Source organism: Cohaesibacter celericrescens, from assembly GCF_002866925.1.
Classification (GTDB): Bacteria; Pseudomonadota; Alphaproteobacteria; order Rhizobiales; family Cohaesibacteraceae; genus Cohaesibacter; species Cohaesibacter celericrescens.
The window spans coordinates 358,170-374,251 of the sequence record NZ_PKUQ01000016.1 but is presented as its reverse complement, the minus strand read 5'-3'; the positions used below and the strand labels follow the sequence as shown (position 1 = coordinate 374,251).

Annotated in this window: 15 protein-coding genes; 5 read left to right on the top strand and 10 right to left on the bottom strand. The window is 50.6% G+C overall.

The window, feature by feature from the left end:
* Positions 1-24 precede the first annotated feature (24 nt).
* The 4 genes from C0081_RS09635 to tpiA form a co-directional block, all read right to left on the bottom strand.
* Entirely contained in the window at positions 25-894 is an 870-nt protein-coding gene (locus C0081_RS09635; RefSeq protein ID WP_101533581.1) for a VOC family protein, read from the bottom strand.
* Between the two features lie 118 nt (positions 895-1,012).
* Complete coding sequence (locus C0081_RS09630) at positions 1,013-2,644, bottom strand: CTP synthase (protein ID WP_101533749.1); 1,632 nt, start codon at positions 2,642-2,644, stop codon at positions 1,013-1,015.
* Between the two features lie 248 nt (positions 2,645-2,892).
* A complete protein-coding gene (gene secG / locus C0081_RS09625; protein ID WP_101533580.1) occupies positions 2,893-3,261 on the bottom strand; it encodes a preprotein translocase subunit SecG in 369 nt (122 codons plus the stop codon).
* A gap of 227 nt (positions 3,262-3,488) precedes the next feature.
* On the bottom strand, positions 3,489-4,241 hold the full coding sequence (tpiA, locus tag C0081_RS09620; protein ID WP_101533579.1) for a triose-phosphate isomerase: 753 nt from the start codon (positions 4,239-4,241) through the stop codon (positions 3,489-3,491).
* A 404-nt stretch (positions 4,242-4,645) separates the two neighbouring features.
* Here tpiA and C0081_RS09615 point away from each other — a divergent pair, with 404 nt between their 5' ends.
* The 5 genes from C0081_RS09615 to C0081_RS09595 all read left to right on the top strand — a co-directional run bounded on the left by C0081_RS09615 (position 4,646) and on the right by C0081_RS09595 (position 10,280).
* Positions 4,646-6,526, top strand: coding sequence for a peptidylprolyl isomerase (locus C0081_RS09615; protein ID WP_101533578.1), 1,881 nt, complete (start codon positions 4,646-4,648; stop codon positions 6,524-6,526).
* A 132-nt stretch (positions 6,527-6,658) separates the two neighbouring features.
* Positions 6,659-7,675: an anthranilate phosphoribosyltransferase gene (trpD, locus tag C0081_RS09610; RefSeq protein ID WP_101533577.1), complete on the top strand. Its 1,017-nt coding sequence runs from the start codon at positions 6,659-6,661 to the stop codon at positions 7,673-7,675.
* A gap of 31 nt (positions 7,676-7,706) precedes the next feature.
* On the top strand, positions 7,707-8,504 hold the full coding sequence (trpC, locus tag C0081_RS09605; RefSeq protein WP_101533576.1) for an indole-3-glycerol phosphate synthase TrpC: 798 nt from the start codon (positions 7,707-7,709) through the stop codon (positions 8,502-8,504).
* Between the two features lie 73 nt (positions 8,505-8,577).
* Complete coding sequence (gene moaC, locus C0081_RS09600; RefSeq protein ID WP_101533575.1) at positions 8,578-9,066, top strand: cyclic pyranopterin monophosphate synthase MoaC; 489 nt, start codon at positions 8,578-8,580, stop codon at positions 9,064-9,066.
* 11 nt (positions 9,067-9,077) lie between these two features.
* Complete coding sequence (locus C0081_RS09595; protein WP_101533574.1) at positions 9,078-10,280, top strand: molybdopterin molybdotransferase MoeA; 1,203 nt, start codon at positions 9,078-9,080, stop codon at positions 10,278-10,280.
* Positions 10,281-10,434: 154 nt separating this feature from the next.
* Here C0081_RS09595 and C0081_RS09590 read toward each other — a convergent pair whose 3' ends face one another.
* The 6 genes from C0081_RS09590 to C0081_RS09565 all read right to left on the bottom strand — a co-directional run bounded on the left by C0081_RS09590 (position 10,435) and on the right by C0081_RS09565 (position 16,047).
* Positions 10,435-11,268, bottom strand: a complete 834-nt coding sequence (locus tag C0081_RS09590; protein ID WP_101533573.1) for a HEPN domain-containing protein — start codon at positions 11,266-11,268, stop codon at positions 10,435-10,437.
* Between the two features lie 270 nt (positions 11,269-11,538).
* Complete coding sequence (locus C0081_RS09585; RefSeq protein ID WP_101533572.1) at positions 11,539-12,378, bottom strand: ferredoxin--NADP reductase; 840 nt, start codon at positions 12,376-12,378, stop codon at positions 11,539-11,541.
* A gap of 396 nt (positions 12,379-12,774) precedes the next feature.
* Positions 12,775-13,314: a DUF934 domain-containing protein gene (locus C0081_RS09580; RefSeq protein WP_101533571.1), complete on the bottom strand. Its 540-nt coding sequence runs from the start codon at positions 13,312-13,314 to the stop codon at positions 12,775-12,777.
* Between the two features lie 15 nt (positions 13,315-13,329).
* Positions 13,330-14,037 carry a phosphoadenylyl-sulfate reductase gene (locus tag C0081_RS09575; RefSeq protein WP_101533570.1) on the bottom strand — a complete coding sequence of 236 codons (708 nt, stop codon included), beginning with the start codon at positions 14,035-14,037 and terminating at the stop codon, positions 13,330-13,332.
* Between the two features lie 11 nt (positions 14,038-14,048).
* Positions 14,049-15,719, bottom strand: a complete 1,671-nt coding sequence (locus C0081_RS09570; protein WP_101533569.1) for a nitrite/sulfite reductase — start codon at positions 15,717-15,719, stop codon at positions 14,049-14,051.
* A gap of 28 nt (positions 15,720-15,747) precedes the next feature.
* Positions 15,748-16,047 (bottom strand): DUF2849 domain-containing protein, encoded by a 300-nt coding sequence (locus C0081_RS09565; RefSeq protein WP_101533568.1) that lies wholly within the window; start codon positions 16,045-16,047, stop codon positions 15,748-15,750.
* Between the last annotated feature and the right edge of the window lie 35 nt (positions 16,048-16,082).

Genomic DNA, 16,082 nt, shown 5'->3' with positions numbered 1-16,082 from the left:
TCTTCAATTGGAGTTTATTCAGTCTCATTTGGCCCGCATCAGCAAACCACACCCGAAAAGCGTTTCCGGTTGGACGACGAGAAGGTCGTTATGACGGAAATAGTCAATCTGCGCAGCAGCTAGTAACTCTTCGGTTTTTTGCAAATCAACACTGATGTTTAAAGCAGCTATACCACCTTCTAATGGCATATTGGTCGGAACATCCAAATCGTAAAAAACCTTCGCAGCAGATGGTGTAAGCACTTCCAAAAGCCCGTGGCCGGTATCGACCACCACACCCGCACTGGTCGAACGCATAATACGCTGCCCAGAGAAGCCACCAAGAAATTCATGGTGATCCGATGGATTGTCAGCCAGAAACAGGACCGACTCGAGGCGTTGTGCCCCATTGGCATGATACTGATAATCCGGCTTCCAAAAATGCTCAGGATCATGACGGTGATGACACACAAAAAATCCTGTGTGTTTCATCAACGGGTGGTGCAGGAAGCCATTTGAAAAACTGACGGTCTTCTTTGAGCCATCCGGCTGCTCTGCTTCGCGCTCAAAGTCAAATGGCGGATAAGTCTCCAGCTCCAACTCATTGAAGATCACGAGATCGCGCGCCACATTGTCCGACTTAAGCACCAGCATGGAAGCCCCCTGCCGATCGTGAAGGAAAGATTGATTAAAACGAGCGAAGGAGAAGCTTCCCTCTCGCGGTTCAGGCATCAAGCTTTCGTCATGGACAGCCAGCAACTCCAAAAATGCGCCATCAAGCTGAACCAACGCGTTCTTGGTGCCAAAAGGGTGATAAGCCGTTGGGGTGACAATAAAACCTAACGCTTCATAAAGCGTGCGCGCTGCATCCAGATCAGAAACAGCCAGCACAATATGATCCACTCCACGCAACATAACCGCTCTCCCTTAATCGCCCTTCGATATTGTATCACATTTATGTGAAAGACATCCAACAAAAGGGATACAACATAGGGCGCGGCCAAACATTGGAACGCGCCCTAAATATATTTGATCAAACAAACCGGCTTTGCAAAACAGCCGCTTCAATGAATGAAGCAAACAAAGGGTGCGGAGCAAAGGGGCGAGATTTCAATTCGGGATGATACTGAACAGCAACAAACCAAGGATGATCGTTTATTTCAACAGTTTCAGGCAAAACGCCATCTGGTGACAGTCCTGCAAAATTCAGCCCGCAAGCTTCAAGCCGCTGTTTGAAATCAATATTGACCTCATAGCGATGACGATGGCGTTCATGAATTACAGTTTCATTGTAGATTGCGGCAATGTGAGACCCCGGTGTTAAGTGAGCTTCATAGGAGCCAAGACGCATGGTACCACCCAGATCGCCATCTTCTTCACGCACTTCTCTTGCGTTGCCTTTACTCCATTCGGTCATCAACCCAACAACATGCTCGCCGTCGCTGGTGAATTCCGAAGATGTCGCATCTGCAATGCCAGCCAAGTTACGTGCAGCTTCAATAACGGCCATTTGCATACCAAAACAAATACCAAAATATGGAATTTTGTTTTCACGCGCATATTTGACTGCGGCAATCTTGCCCTCAGATCCACGCTCACCAAATCCACCCGGCACAAGAATACCGTGCACATTTTCAAGGCGTGGTGTCGGATCATTGCCTTCTTCAAACAAATCACTTTCGATCCAGTCGAGATTGACCTTTACCTTGTTGGCGATACCACCATGCGTCAAGGCTTCGATGAGAGATTTATAGGCGTCAAGCAAAGAGGTATATTTGCCCACGACCGCAATGGTCACCTCACCCTCAGGGTTGCTCAACCGGTCGACGATATTCAACCAAACATCAAAATTCGGCTTTGGTGCACCATCAATACCGAAAGCGGCCAATACTTCATTGTCCAACCCTTCCGCATGATAGGCAAGCGGCACTTCATAGATATTCTTGACATCCAGAGCCTGAATAACAGCTTCAGGACGCACATTACAAAACAGGGATAATTTACGACGCTCCGCCTCGGGAACTTCCCGATCACACCGCACCATCAGAATATCGGGCTGGATACCGATGGACCGCAATTCCTTGACGGAGTGCTGGGTCGGTTTGGTTTTCAATTCGCCCGCACTTGGGATGAAGGGCACCAATGTGAGGTGAATATAGATCGCCTGCCTACGTGGCAGTTCATTGCCTAGCTGACGAATCGCCTCGAAGAACGGTGTCGCTTCAATGTCGCCGACCGTGCCGCCGATCTCGCAAAGGACAAAATCATAATCCTCATTGCCATCAAGAACAAAAGCTTTGATCTCATCGGTCACGTGCGGAATCACTTGCACCGTGCCACCAAGATAATCACCACGTCGTTCCTTGGTGATAATATTCTGATAGATCTTTCCGGTCGTAATGTTGTCCTTCTTGTTTGAAGGTCGACCGGTAAACCGCTCATAATGTCCCAGATCCAGGTCCGTTTCCGCACCATCATCGGTAACGAAGCATTCCCCATGTTGGTAGGGAGACATCGTGCCCGGATCGACATTGAGATAAGGATCAAGTTTGCGTAGCCGAACTGAATAGCCACGCGCCTGTAGAGCCGCCCCAAGAGCCGCAGACGCAAGCCCTTTGCCAAGCGAAGACACCACACCGCCAGTGATAAAAATATAACGCGCCATGGACCTGCAGATTATTCCCTTTGAATCGATTCGACAAACAAATCGATAGAGTTCCAACAACAAATGCGCCCCAAACAAACCGCAGACAGGCTTTTGGACACGAAATGCAATGAATTCGAAGAAGTGGGAGACCAAATTGTAAAATTCTGCCACCCAATAGAAACCGGCCCTCGCATGATTAGCAAGGGCCGGTTGAAACAGTCATATTTAAAGCCGAGTGACTTACGGCCCCTGATGCAACACGGGCCTTACTGAGACGTGGGGACCTGAGGTCCGCTTGGTGTCAGCTTGTTCAGTTCATCAAGGATGCCGCCCTTTCCATCAGTGCCGGGCGTTGGAGCAGTGCTCTCAACTGGCACATTATCCAGAACATCAGACGGCTTGTCTTTCATTCCAGCCAAGATACTCAGCCCCAAAGACGTGATAAAAAAGCCACCGGCCAAAATAGCGGTCGTGCGGGTCAACAGGTTCGCTGCGCTGCGACCCGACATAAAGCCACCACCGCCACCACCGCCGCCGCCGATGCCAAGTCCACCGCCCTCAGAGCGCTGTAAAAGCACGACCACAACGAGCGCGGCAACAATCAGCAAGTGAATGACAATTACTACAGATTCCATAGTCCAACCGTTTCAAAAACAGCCAATCGGGCCAACAAGTAGCTGCGGCCCGACGCAAAAGGTTCATATTTCTAGCGCGTCTTCTACAACAAGACTTCCCGCAATTCCAGTCCAGCGGACCATTTTTCCGGCGTTTGTCTGTATTTGGTGCGAACCACCGTTAAGAACAACCCCCAAAGTCACAGTTGAGGCGACTTTGGGGACAAATCTGTAAAAGCGCAGTCATCTTATTTATAAGCAGCCAGAATGCCCAAGAAGTCAGCGGCTTTCAAGCTGGCACCACCCACGAGTGCGCCATCGACATTGGCGACGCCCATCAGCTCAACCGCATTGGAAGCTTTCACAGAACCACCATACAACAGACGCATGGATGCGCCTTCGTCGCCAAAAGCTTTGGTCAATTCGTCGCGCATAAAGGCATGCACAGCTGCCACATCATCCGCAGTTGGCGTCAGGCCCGTACCAATTGCCCAGACAGGCTCATAAGCAATCACGGTATTAGCCGCTGTTGCGCCAGCAGGAACAGAACCGGCCAATTGTGAGCCAACAACTTTGAGGGTGTCGCCAGACTTGCGCTCGCCTTCGGTTTCGCCGACACAAATGATTGCAACAAGACCTTGGGCCCATGTGGCCTCTGCTTTTGCTTTCACAATTTCATTGCTTTCACCATGATCGGCGCGGCGTTCAGAGTGCCCCACGATAATGGCAGATGCACCGGCATCAGCAAACATTTCTGCGGACAAATCACCGGTATGAGCACCGGACACATTAAAGTGACAATCCTGAGCCCCAATCGCCACTGCCGAATTTGCTGTTTTGTCAGCAAAAGCGCCGACCAGCGTAGCAGGTGGGCAGATCATGGTGTCCACTTTGGCGGCCAAGTCGGCATCAAAGCCAGCAGACAAAGCTTCCAGTTCTGCAACAGCGGCCTTAAGACCATTCATTTTCCAGTTACCGGCGACAAGAGGTTTGATGCTCATGAATCTGCTCCTTTAAAGCTGACATAGACGAAACGAAAAGGCCCATAAGACATAGCACAACCGGCCTGAGAGCCGACGCTTCCTTCTACGCCTTTGGTATATTGCCCCTGTCATACCCCATCTTTTGCAAAGTTGGGACATCACAGCGGGTGTCTTTGGCCGGTTACCCCCTGATTTTCACAAACAAATTACGGTTTTTGCTGACACGAACCGCTTTTTGAACACAAAATCGTTAGTCGCCCCATTTGTGCCCCCTTTTCTGAGCTGTCTGGGTTGCGGGTTTGGGTCGAGCTTTCTATGATCCGGCGAACATTTTAAGAAGGCAGGTGGACAGACATGATCCCGGTTTCCAAGCACATGGGAAAAACTGCTCCGCACTGCGCGAAAGAAGGACACACCATCTCATGATGGAAATAATGCGTTCAATGGCATCAGGTTTTGTTGCCAAAATCCTTATGGGTCTGCTGGTATTGAGCTTTGCAGTCTGGGGAATTGCAGATATTTTTACCAATTTTGGCCAAGGAGCCGTCGCTACGGTTGGTAAAACCGAAATTGATGCCCGCGATTATCAGAGCGAACTGATTCTGGAGGTCAACGCCCTATCCAACCAGCTCGGTCAGCGATTAACGACGTCCCAAACCGCTGCTTTTGGTTTGCCCAATCAGGTTCTGGGCCGGATGATTAGTGAAGCGACGCTAAATGATATGGCAACGAGCTTCAATCTGGGTCTGTCTCCAACGGTTCTGGCAAAAGAAATCTCGACTGAGCCCGCGTTCCAGTCTTTGGGGAAATTTGATCGCAACCAGATGAATTTGGTTCTGCGCAATGCCGGAACCACGGAAGACCGGTATGTGCTAACCCGCGAAGCGCTGGAAACTCGCCGCCAGTTGGCTGCAGCCTTAACCGGCAAATCCACCATACCGACAGCCGCGCTCAAAGCCTTCAACGGTTTTACCTTCGAAAAGCGTGACGTCAATTATATCGCGCTGAAAGAAGAAGCCATCGGGGACATTGAAGAGCCATCTGATGACGCTTTGAACAAATATTTCGAAGAAAAGAAAATCGCCTTCCGCGCACCAGAATATCGCTCTTTTGAAATCCTGAAACTCGAGCCAGGCGACATCATCGACACAGAGTCTGTCACAGATGAAGATGCCAAGATCTTTTATGAGACAGCAGCCAGCCGTTTTGTACAGCCTGAGAAGCGCCAGATGCAGCAGATTCTTTTCAACTCCGAAGAAGAGGCCAAGGCAGCCGCTGACAAAATTGCAGCTGGCGCGAGCTATGAAGACATTATGGCAGAGCGCAATTTGGCCGAAGCCGATGTTGATTTTGGCCTACTCACCAAAGAAGAGATTACGGATCCAGCAGCAGCCGAAGAGATCTATTCCCTAGAAGAGGGTCAGATATCTGGGGTCATCAAAGGTCGTTTTGGTAGCCTGCTGTTGCGGACAGCAAAAATTGTCCCCTCTCAGGCATCTCCCTTTGAAGAACTCAAAGAACAGCTAAAAGCCGAGATTGCAGCTCAACGTGCAACAGGTGAAGTGCTGGATGTTTTTGACAAGGTAGAAGACGAACGCGCTGGCGGGTCAACCTTGAAAGAAATTGCCAACAAGCTGAATTTGCCGCTGCGCACTGTCAATTCAATTTCAAAAGTGGGTGAATTGCAAAATGGCGACAAAGTCACAGATTTGCCAGAGCAGGAACAGCTTCTGCCATCCGTTTTCGAAAGCGATATTGATTTTGAAGCTGATCCCGTTGAAATCGACAATTCCGGTTTTGCTTGGTTCATCGTGACAGACATAGTCAACAGCCGTGATCGCACCATCGACGAAGTCAAAGATGATGTGATTGCTGCGTGGAAAAAAGATGAACTCACCAAACGCAACGCGGCACTGTCGGCTGAAATCCTCAAAGAAGTTAAAGGCGGTAAGAGCCTTGAAGCTGTAGCAACAGAGCGCGGCCTCACCATGGAGACAGCAACAGATGTAACCCGTCAAGCAGGCGGCGCATTGCCTGCATCCGCGGTTCAACAAGCATTCAATGGTCCCCTCGCCTACAAAGCATCTGCAGTGGATGGCGACACCCAATATATACTTGAAGTCGCCAAAGTTACCGAGCCGGAATTTGATGCTGACGCACTGCAACTCAATGCCCTGCGGCAAAATCTCGATACCAACGTTGGCACAGATATGCTCAGCCAGTTGAGCAGCACAGTGCTAAGCGACATTGGTTACACAATCAACGAAGCCTTGATGCAACAGATCGTCAACGGCACCAATTGATGAACCAATAAGCATAGTCCGGGGCTCGCTCTAAAGTGGATCACGTCACCAACGAGCCCCGGAAACGACGACCAAGGCGTATAAGCCAGTTGCCGACAAAAGCAAAGGCAGGTGACAGATGGGAAATGATCAATGGATGATATGAAGCCATTTCTGGCCAAAGTCGCAGCCGGCAACAACCTAAGCCAACAAGAAGCCACAGAAGCGTTTGATGTCCTGATGAGTGGTAAGGCAACTCCGACCCAGATAGGCGCCTTTCTTATGGCCCTGCGCTTGCGCGGAGAGACCGTTGATGAAATCACAGGCGCTGTCGCACAGATGCGCGAGAAGATGACCCGTGTAGTGGCACCTAATGGCGCGTTAGATATCGTAGGCACCGGCGGCACCGGTACCAAGACTTACAACATCTCCACCTGTTCAGCCCTCGTGATCGCAGCCGCTGGCGTCCCTGTCGCCAAACATGGCAATAAGGCGCTTTCTTCTCTATCAGGCTCTGGTGATGTATTGTCCAGCCTTGGCGTTAATTTGGCACAAGATCCCGATGGGGTGAGCCGCTGCATCACATTGGCCAATATCGGCTTTATGTTTGCACCCAATCATCATTCCGCCATGCGCTTTGTCGGACCGTCCCGCGTTGAAATGGGGACACGAACCATATTCAATTTGCTTGGGCCTTTATCAAACCCCGCAGACGTCAAACATCAGCTCATCGGTGTCTTTGACCCGCATTGGCAACTCCCCTTTGCCCAAACCCTTAAAAATTTGGGCGCAGAAACAATCTGGGTGGTGCATGGCGAAGGCGGCCTCGATGAAATTTCGACCTTGGGTGAGACAACGATTGTCCAGCTCAAAGACGGTGCGATCAGCGAATTCACAATTACACCCGAGCAATTTGGCATCAAGCGTGCCACGATGGAGGACATCCGCGGCGGCACTGGCGATTACAACGCCAAGGCGCTAACCGAATTGCTAGAAGGTCAAACTGGGCCTTATCGTGATATCGTTCTGATGAATGCCGGAGCTGGTCTGGTTGTGGCGGGCAAAGTAGACAATTTGCAAGACGGTATCACACTGGCAGCAGAAACCATCGATTCGGGCAAGGCCCTTGAGACGCTTAAAACATTGGTCGATGTTTCAAATCGTGCCTGATGTGATATCGTTAAAAAGAAACGGATGAACCATGGCCGATATTCTCAAAAAAATCGAGTTATACAAGCGCGAAGAAATCGCAGCTGCCAAACTCCACACCACCATAGCAGACCTTGAAGCGCATATTGCTGAACAAGGCCTCGTTCGTGGCTTTTATAGCGCACTAAAAGCAAAAATAGACCACGGTCATTATGCTTTGATTGCTGAGGTGAAAAAAGCGAGCCCCTCCAAAGGCCTGATCCGAGCAGACTTTAACCCGCCCAAACTGGCCAAAGCCTATGAAGACGGTGGTGCTGCTTGCCTGTCCGTTTTGACCGACAGCCCTTCCTTCCAGGGCCACCCAGATTTTCTTATCGCCGCCCGCAACGCTGTCTCGCTTCCGGTCTTGCGCAAAGATTTTCTGTATGAGCCCTATCAGGTCTATGAAGCCCGCGCTTGGGGAGCTGACTGCATTTTGGTAATCATGGCATCAGTCAATGACGATGAAGCCAAGGCACTGGAAGAAACGGCATTGGAATTGGGCATGGATGTCTTGGTCGAGGTGCATAACAAGCCGGAACTGGAACGTGCCTTGTCTCACCTCACATCGCCCATGATCGGCATCAACAACCGCAACCTCAAGACCTTTGAAACAAGCCTACAAACGTCGATTGATCTGGCTCCACTGATCCCCGACGACAAGCTTATAGTCGGGGAAAGCGGCCTGTTTACACCTCAGGATTTGGCCCTTTTGGCAACCAACGCCAACATTCACAGCTTCCTGATAGGCGAAAGCCTGATGCGGCAAGATGACGTAATGGCTGCGACGAGAGACCTACTGGCGCGCTAGTGGAAAGATCTCAAAATTCCACCTGAGACGCAGAGTTTGCCTCCCCACTATTGAGCCCGGGATTGAGCCATCAATGAGCGACGCAAAACTGACCCATCTCGACGAGACAGGCGCAGCCAACATGGTGGATGTCTCAGAAAAAGCGCCAACCACACGCATTGCCATTGCCTCTGGCTCGGTAGAAATGCTACCTGAGACATTGCAACTCATCACCTCGGGCAATGCCAAAAAGGGCGATGTTCTGGCAACCGCCCGCATTGCGGGGATCATGGCAGCCAAACGTACCCACGAGTTGATTCCCCTGTGTCATCCTCTCGCTTTGTCAAAAGTGTCCGTCGATATTACAGTCAATGAGAAACTTCCGGGCCTCACCGTGACCGCTATGGCCAAACTTACAGGCCAAACCGGAGTGGAAATGGAAGCCTTGACCGCCGTTTCCATCGCCTGCCTCACCATCTATGATATGGCCAAGGCGGTAGACAAAGGCATGACCATCCGCAACGTCCGTTTAATGGAAAAATCTGGTGGCAAATCCGGCAATTGGAAATCAGACCCAGAATAAGGAATCCATCCATGTCGCTGATGAAAGTGGAAGATGCCCTGTCTCAATTGCTCGAGAATGCAGCGCAAATTGGCACTGAGAACATCCCTCTTCATGACGCATTGGGACGCGTGTTGGCCCAGGATCTTACCGCCAACAGAGATCAGCCGCCGTTTGATTCCTCCGCGATGGATGGCTACGCCGTGAAAGCCGCAAATTTGGCCAATATTCCCGTCCGGCTGCAGGTGGTGGGTGAAGTACCAGCAGGCCACAGATTTCCCGACCGCCTATCCAACAGAGAAGCCGTGCGCATCTTCACCGGAGCGCCCGTCCCCGAAGGCGCAGACGCCATCCTCATTCAGGAAAACACTGAACGAGACGGAGCATTTTTGACAGCGCTTGAAGGCGTCACGACGGGACAGTATATTCGCCCTGCTGGGCTTGATTTCAAAAAAAATGACGTGCTCATTGTCAAAGGCACACTGCTGGAGCCTGCCCATTTGGCGTTGGCCGCCTCCATGAACCACCCAGAAATATTGGTCCTAAGGCGCCCCAAAGTCGCGATATTAGCGACGGGTGACGAACTGGTGCTGCCCGGAGAGACGCCATCCGACAATCAAATCATCGCATCCAACAATTTCGGAGTTGCGGCATTGGCCAAAGTGGTCGGGGCGGACGTGCTGGATCTTGGCATCGCACGTGATGACAAACAAGCAATCGCATCCAAAATAAAACAGGCGCAAGATGCAAAGGTCGATATTCTTGTCTCCAGTGGCGGCGTATCGGTTGGTGAGCACGATCTGGTGCAAGATGTGCTCAAAGAGATGGGTATGGACCTCGCATTCTGGCGCATCGCAATGCGCCCCGGCAAACCGCTTATGGCAGGAAAACTGGGGGATTGTCAGGTTCTTGGCCTTCCCGGCAATCCCGTCTCGGCGATGGTTTGCGCCATTTTATTCATGCAGCCTTTGATCCGTAAGATGCTGGGGGACAGCATCCCTCAACGCATAGAGCGCGCCATCCTTGGCGACGCGCTGGCGGAGAATGATAAACGGCAAAGCTATTTGCGCGCGACTTTATCCATTGACGACTCGGGAAAATCTGTAGCCACGCCTTTCGCAGGTCAAGATAGTGCAATGATGGCAGGCTTGGCCCGCGCCAGTTGCCTCATCATTCGCCCGCCTCACGCCAAAGCCGCAAATAAGGGTGACCCCTGCGATTTCATCCGGCTGTAATGCAAAAACGTTAGCGAGCGGCACTTAAATAAGTGGGTGTCAGGTATGCGGACTTTTTGGACATTCGCGTCCCGGGAAACAATGACCGGTCCCTGCCCCCCTTTGCTTGCGGGCAATAGTCCGGCGATCAGTAAGGATGGGATGCAAAGCATCCTCACGGAACGAGATCTGCTTCTTTCGGCAGAAATCCAGTCTCGATGCATTTGATCAGCAACCTATTTAGCAAGTTCGCAGATTCAGATGCTGCCGTAGAAAGATTGTCCTTAAGTTTCCCGCCATGAACAGCTGTGGATCGGGTGTTGTATAGCTTTTTTACTAAATCAAAAATTCGCTGCCTTTCGATCTCATCATCTGGAGATAGAAAGCGCGCCATATAAACGCTGATCCTGAAACGAATTTCCGATTGAGCGCCAAATATTCCTTCAATGCCGGCCCAAATCATGGCGAGTTTGATTCTTGGATTTGGATGCCAATAGTGCGTTGATAGGCATTGCACCGCGGTTTGGAAGCTATCGTTCTCCAGAAGGTCGCGAGCTCCATTGTAATATTTTGCTATCCATATTGCATCTTCATTCGTCACCACGTAGGGCTGTTTGTCATGAAATCCGCTCATATTCCGGTGTATTGCTCGCAAGACGCTGTTCGCAGAAATTTTAGCGGACGTTACGTCGGATTGAAGGTTGAAGCCGACTTCTGTCTGAAAAATAGCAGACAATAAAAGCGCGTCCCATGATGAGTTCCACGCAATGATTGACGTTTCTCGAGGTGAGCTGGAAGTTATTCGAAACTGAGAAGTAATCCGAGGAATGAATGCCGCCACTACTGCTATGTCATCAGGCCGCGAACAAGTCGAAAGGGCACTATTGAAGTCCAGATGGGAAGTATCCGCTGGCTCAAATTGGATGCCCTCACCAAGCTGAATATCACTTTGAACTGTAATGCCATTAAGCAGAACGAAGGTTTCTTTTTCCTTCCCGAGAATTTCCATATCGTCTCAACTTTCCAACAACAAATTAATCACAGTTTATGTGATTTGCAGATTGAGGGATAGCATTCTTCGGATTCTCGGTAGGGTACTACCTGCCATTGGATCGCCCTGCAACATCCGTTACTAAGGGCTCCTTACGGACCTGGGTCGGCGTGGCCTTACAACAATTCTTACATTATTATGATCGCAACCAACTGCACACCAAAATCAAAAAAGGCTGCCTCATCTCTGAGCCAGCCCTTCAAATTCAAACCCAATCGCCTTAAACCATTAATCGACGAAAGCACGTTCGACAACAAATGTGGCAGGACGCGCATTGGAACCTTCGACGAGACCAAAGTCTTCCAATACATTCTTGGTGTCATTGAGCATAGCCATTGAACCACAGATCATGCCACGATCGGTTTCAGGATTGATTGGCGGCACGCCAAGGTCCGTAAACAACTTGCCCGAAGTCATCAAATCTGTGATGCGGCCGGTGCGAGGAAAGTCTTCGCGAGTGACCGAGGTGTAGTGAACAAGACGGCCCTTAGCAAATTCACCCACGAGCGGATCGTTGTTGCACAAATCCACCAACTCCTCACCGTATTTCAACTCTGAAATCTCGCGGCAGGTGTGGGTTAGAATAACTTGGTCAAATTTTTCATAGGTTTCAGGATCGCGAATGAGTGATGCAAACGGGGCAATGCCGGTACCAGTCGAGAACATATACAGGCGTGTGCCAGGGATAAGCGCATCATTGACCAACGTACCGGTTGGTTTTTTGCGCATCAAAATGGTGTCACCAACCTTGATTTTCGACAGGTGCTCAGTCAGCGGGCCATCCGGCACCTTGATCGAATAGAATTCCACCTCTTCATCCCATGATGGGCTGGCGATGGAATAGGCACGATACACGGGACGCTCTGCGTTTGGCAGGCCGATCATAACAAACTCACCAGACCGGAAACGGAAGCTGGCCGGGCGTGTGATACGGAACTTGAACAGCCGATCCGTATAATGCTCAACCGACGTAACTGTTTCGGCAAATACGTTTGCAGGTATCGGAAAAGCCGATTTACTGGCTGCTGTAGTGGCCGCAGCCGCTTTGTTGGCTTCACCTTGCTGCATCGCTGCATACTCCTCTAATCAATTTCGAACCAGTTGGGCAGCTCGGTCAAAACACCAAGCGCTTCGTCAACAGGTTGGCTTCGCGGTATGTTTGCCTACAGCCAGACTATACTCTTTAGGTAAATTCATTGAAAACGAAGAAACTCGGGCAACTTCGTCATCCGGCAGCAGATTGTTCATAGGGCTCTTTACTGTGATGCAGGCAACCAAGCCTTGATCTTAGTCACCTATTCGCTTGAGACCGCTAAAATTCCTTTAACTTGCATATTTTCGCATATTTAAAGTTTTTGCCAGAGACAAAAAGACGCGAAGCCAGATTTGTCAACAAAGCGTGACTGTCCTGATAAAAGGCCGCGCAAGAAAGATCAAGTCCAATCCTGACACCTTAGATTACCTTCATTCGCTTTGTTTGCTTCGCAACCATGGTCTACGAGCAATGGTTTTATCCCCATCGGCCCCCGTCGGCTGATAATAATTGGTCACCTCGGGCCAGTCCCCGCGTTCTAGCCCAACTCTCACCTTGGGGCTGGAAATCACAAAGCTATCTACACCGCAGCGCACCAAAAATGGCATCTGGTCGAGAATATAATTACCAACAGCACGAATTTCGCCGTTGAATCCAAAGCGTTCCTTCAACAGGCGCGCCGATGAAAAGCTGCGGCCGTCTCCAAATCCGGGGAAAGACACATCAATTACGGCGATCTTGTCCAGATAAGGAGCCAACTCTGCAACATCATCTTCGGCACCGACCACAACCCCAAAGGCTTGCGGCAGGTTCGTGCGGGCAACAAACAACTCCAGCGCCTGTTTGAATGGCACCAACACATTGTTCATATCAGAAAGGTCTGCCCCCTCCTCCAAAGTCGTCCACAGATCCTGATGAAAGGCACCGTCACGATAAAGAGTGGGCGCGGTCTCGGCTTTTAAGTCACTCATTTCCCATCACTCCAATCAAATATGCAGACCACATTCTGTCTTATCGGTGCCTTTCCAACGGCCAGCTCGGGGGTCTTCTCCCTCTTTGACCGGACTGGTGCAAGGAGCACACCCGATGGAAAGATAGCCGCGAGGCACCAAGGGATGACCGGGCAGGGAATGCTGCTTGATGTAGTTGGCAACATCCTTAGGGCCCCAGGATGCCAAAGGATTGACCTTTAGCTGGCCATTGTCCAACTCGAGTATTGCGAGATTGCTGCGATCACCGGTCTGGAAATGCTTTCTGCCCGTAATCCAGCCAGCATGATTGATCATGACATTGGCAAGAGGCTGCGTCTTGCGCAGATCACAGCAGGCATCGGCATCCGAAATCCAAAGCGATCCAAAAGGATCCTTGCCTTTCAAGGCAGGCCGATCCGGTTGTATCGATTGCAAATTCTCGAGGCCGAAATGTTCTTTGAGCGTATCACGGTAACGCAAGGTTTCCATAAAATGCTTGCCCGTATCGATGAACAGCACGGGGAAATCGCGATCAATCTGCGAAATCATATGCAGCAGCACAACAGAATCCGCGCCGAAGGAGGACACCAGAGGCACCTCCCCCTCGGTAGCATTCGACGCAAGCCATTCCAAAACCCTCTCAGGCCGTTCCCCATCAAAGGCAGCGTTCAAATCTGCCAGGGATTTATGGTCAGGAACAGTAAAGTTGCTCTTTTTCAACATTTATTCTCCCTTCACGCGGCTTTTTTATCGGTTGGATACAGAGCTGCTTTGAAAGGAGCAGGCCCAACCCGTCGATAGGCATCGATAAAGATTTCATCATCAGACAGACGCAGGCCGATATAGGTATCAATCACCAACTCGATCGCATCGGTTAGTTCTTCAGCCGGAAATCCGCGCCCAAGAATGGCACCGATTGATGTCTGTTCGTCAGCCGATCCACCAAGCGTGATTTGGTAATGCTCCTCACCCTTTTTATCGACACCGAGAATACCGATGTGACCAACATGGTGATGTCCGCAGGCATTGATGCAGCCAGAAATTTTCAGCTTTAGCTCGCCAATCTGCTTTTGACGTTCAATCGCCCCCAACCGTTCGGAAATCTCCTGCGCGATCGGGATAGAACGGGCATTGGCCAGGGCGCAATAATCCAAACCGGGGCATGCAATAATATCGGTCACCAAACCGGCATTGGCTTCGGCCAAATCGCCTTCTACCAGCGCTTGATAAATGGCATAAAGATCACTTTTGGCCACATGCGGCAGGATCAAATTCTGTTCATGACTGACCCGCACTTCATCATAGCCGTAGCGTTCGGCAAGATCTGCCACCAAATGCATTTGGATGTCGGTTGCATCCCCCGGCACGCCACCGACAGGCTTGAGAGAAACCGTAACGCTGACATGATCGGCGACTTTGTGGCCATGGGTATTCTGACCGACCCACTGCGAGAAGGCAGCATCAGATGCGCGCACCTGTACCAGTTTGTCAGCCCCGTCTCTATCGGCTTTCAAGTCTGGCATCGCAAAATAGGCGTTGATGCGCTCGATCTCTTCGGCAGGCACATCCAGCAACGTAGACTTCACATGTTTGTATTCTTGCGCAATATCAGCCTGTAATTCTTCAACACCGGTTTCATGCACAAGGATTTTAATACGGGCTTTGTATTTGTTGTCGCGGCGGCCATAGCGGTTATAGACGCGCAGAACGGATTCGAGGTAGCTCAGAATGTCCTGCTCGGAAACGCCTTCTGCCACTGGCTTGGCAATCATAGGTGTGCGCCCCTGCCCGCCACCGATATAGACATCAAACCCAATTTTACCATCAGCAAGCTCAACAAGCTGTAGCCCAATATCATGCACTCGGATCGCAGCACGATCTTTCTTGGCCCCATTGATGGCAATTTTGAACTTACGCGGCAAGAAGGTGAATTCTGGATGCAAGCTGGACCACTGCCGGATGATCTCTGCATAGACCCGAGGGTCTGCGATTTCATCATGAGCAGCACCGGCAAAATGATCAGTGGTCACATTGCGTATACAGTTGCCTGACGTCTGGATGGCATGCATGTCCACTTCGGCCAATTCATCCAGAATATCTGGCGTATCAGATAGTTTGGGCCAATTATACTGGACATTCTGGCGTGTCGTGAAATGGGCATAACCACGGTCGTATTTGGTCGCAACATCTGCCAAGCGATGCAGCTGGCGACTATCCAGCGACCCATAGGGAATAGCAACCCGCAGCATATAGGCATGCAGTTGCAAATACAGACCATTCATCAAGCGCAGAGGTTTGAACTCGTCTTCGGTCAATTCACCCGATACACGCCGAGCAACCTGATTGCGAAACTGGGAAACGCGCTGCTTAACAAAAGCAGTGTCAAATTCGTCATAGCGATACATGGTCAGGTCCTATTCTCGGATAACACAGTCACTTGGCAACCACATCAAAGCGGCGCACCAAATCAATAGACGCAAATGGATTGATGGTTGGTCCCTCTGCGCGAATGCGCTCGCGTAAACCAGACGCCACAACATCACCCAAATCATCTTTTGCAACGGGAATGACTTCAAGGCTGACGACCATATCAATCTGGACGTCAAGCGCGGCCTGCGCCTCCTCTTGGCTCTCAAAGCAATGAGACAGCTTCAGATCTTCAACCCAAGCATGGCCAGAAGCGAGATAAACCACAATGCCATCAAGCAGGCGATTGCCAGTAACAACAAACATCTCAAAGTTCCTCACGCTAAAAATCCCGCAGAAGA

Coding starts and splice junctions, on each gene's coding strand:
- C0081_RS09635 (WP_101533581.1), bottom strand. CDS start 894: ATGTTGCGTGGAGTGGATCATATTGTGCTGGCTGTTTCTGATCTGGAT.
- C0081_RS09630 (WP_101533749.1), bottom strand. CDS start 2,644: ATGGCGCGTTATATTTTTATCACTGGCGGTGTGGTGTCTTCGCTTGGC.
- secG (WP_101533580.1), bottom strand. CDS start 3,261: ATGGAATCTGTAGTAATTGTCATTCACTTGCTGATTGTTGCCGCGCTC.
- tpiA (WP_101533579.1), bottom strand. CDS start 4,241: ATGAGCATCAAACCTCTTGTCGCCGGTAACTGGAAAATGAATGGTCTT.
- C0081_RS09615 (WP_101533578.1), top strand. CDS start 4,646: ATGATGGAAATAATGCGTTCAATGGCATCAGGTTTTGTTGCCAAAATC.
- trpD (WP_101533577.1), top strand. CDS start 6,659: ATGGATGATATGAAGCCATTTCTGGCCAAAGTCGCAGCCGGCAACAAC.
- trpC (WP_101533576.1), top strand. CDS start 7,707: ATGGCCGATATTCTCAAAAAAATCGAGTTATACAAGCGCGAAGAAATC.
- moaC (WP_101533575.1), top strand. CDS start 8,578: ATGAGCGACGCAAAACTGACCCATCTCGACGAGACAGGCGCAGCCAAC.
- C0081_RS09595 (WP_101533574.1), top strand. CDS start 9,078: ATGTCGCTGATGAAAGTGGAAGATGCCCTGTCTCAATTGCTCGAGAAT.
- C0081_RS09590 (WP_101533573.1), bottom strand. CDS start 11,268: ATGGAAATTCTCGGGAAGGAAAAAGAAACCTTCGTTCTGCTTAATGGC.
- C0081_RS09585 (WP_101533572.1), bottom strand. CDS start 12,378: ATGCAGCAAGGTGAAGCCAACAAAGCGGCTGCGGCCACTACAGCAGCC.
- C0081_RS09580 (WP_101533571.1), bottom strand. CDS start 13,314: ATGAGTGACTTAAAAGCCGAGACCGCGCCCACTCTTTATCGTGACGGT.
- C0081_RS09575 (WP_101533570.1), bottom strand. CDS start 14,037: ATGTTGAAAAAGAGCAACTTTACTGTTCCTGACCATAAATCCCTGGCA.
- C0081_RS09570 (WP_101533569.1), bottom strand. CDS start 15,719: ATGTATCGCTATGACGAATTTGACACTGCTTTTGTTAAGCAGCGCGTT.
- C0081_RS09565 (WP_101533568.1), bottom strand. CDS start 16,047: ATGTTTGTTGTTACTGGCAATCGCCTGCTTGATGGCATTGTGGTTTAT.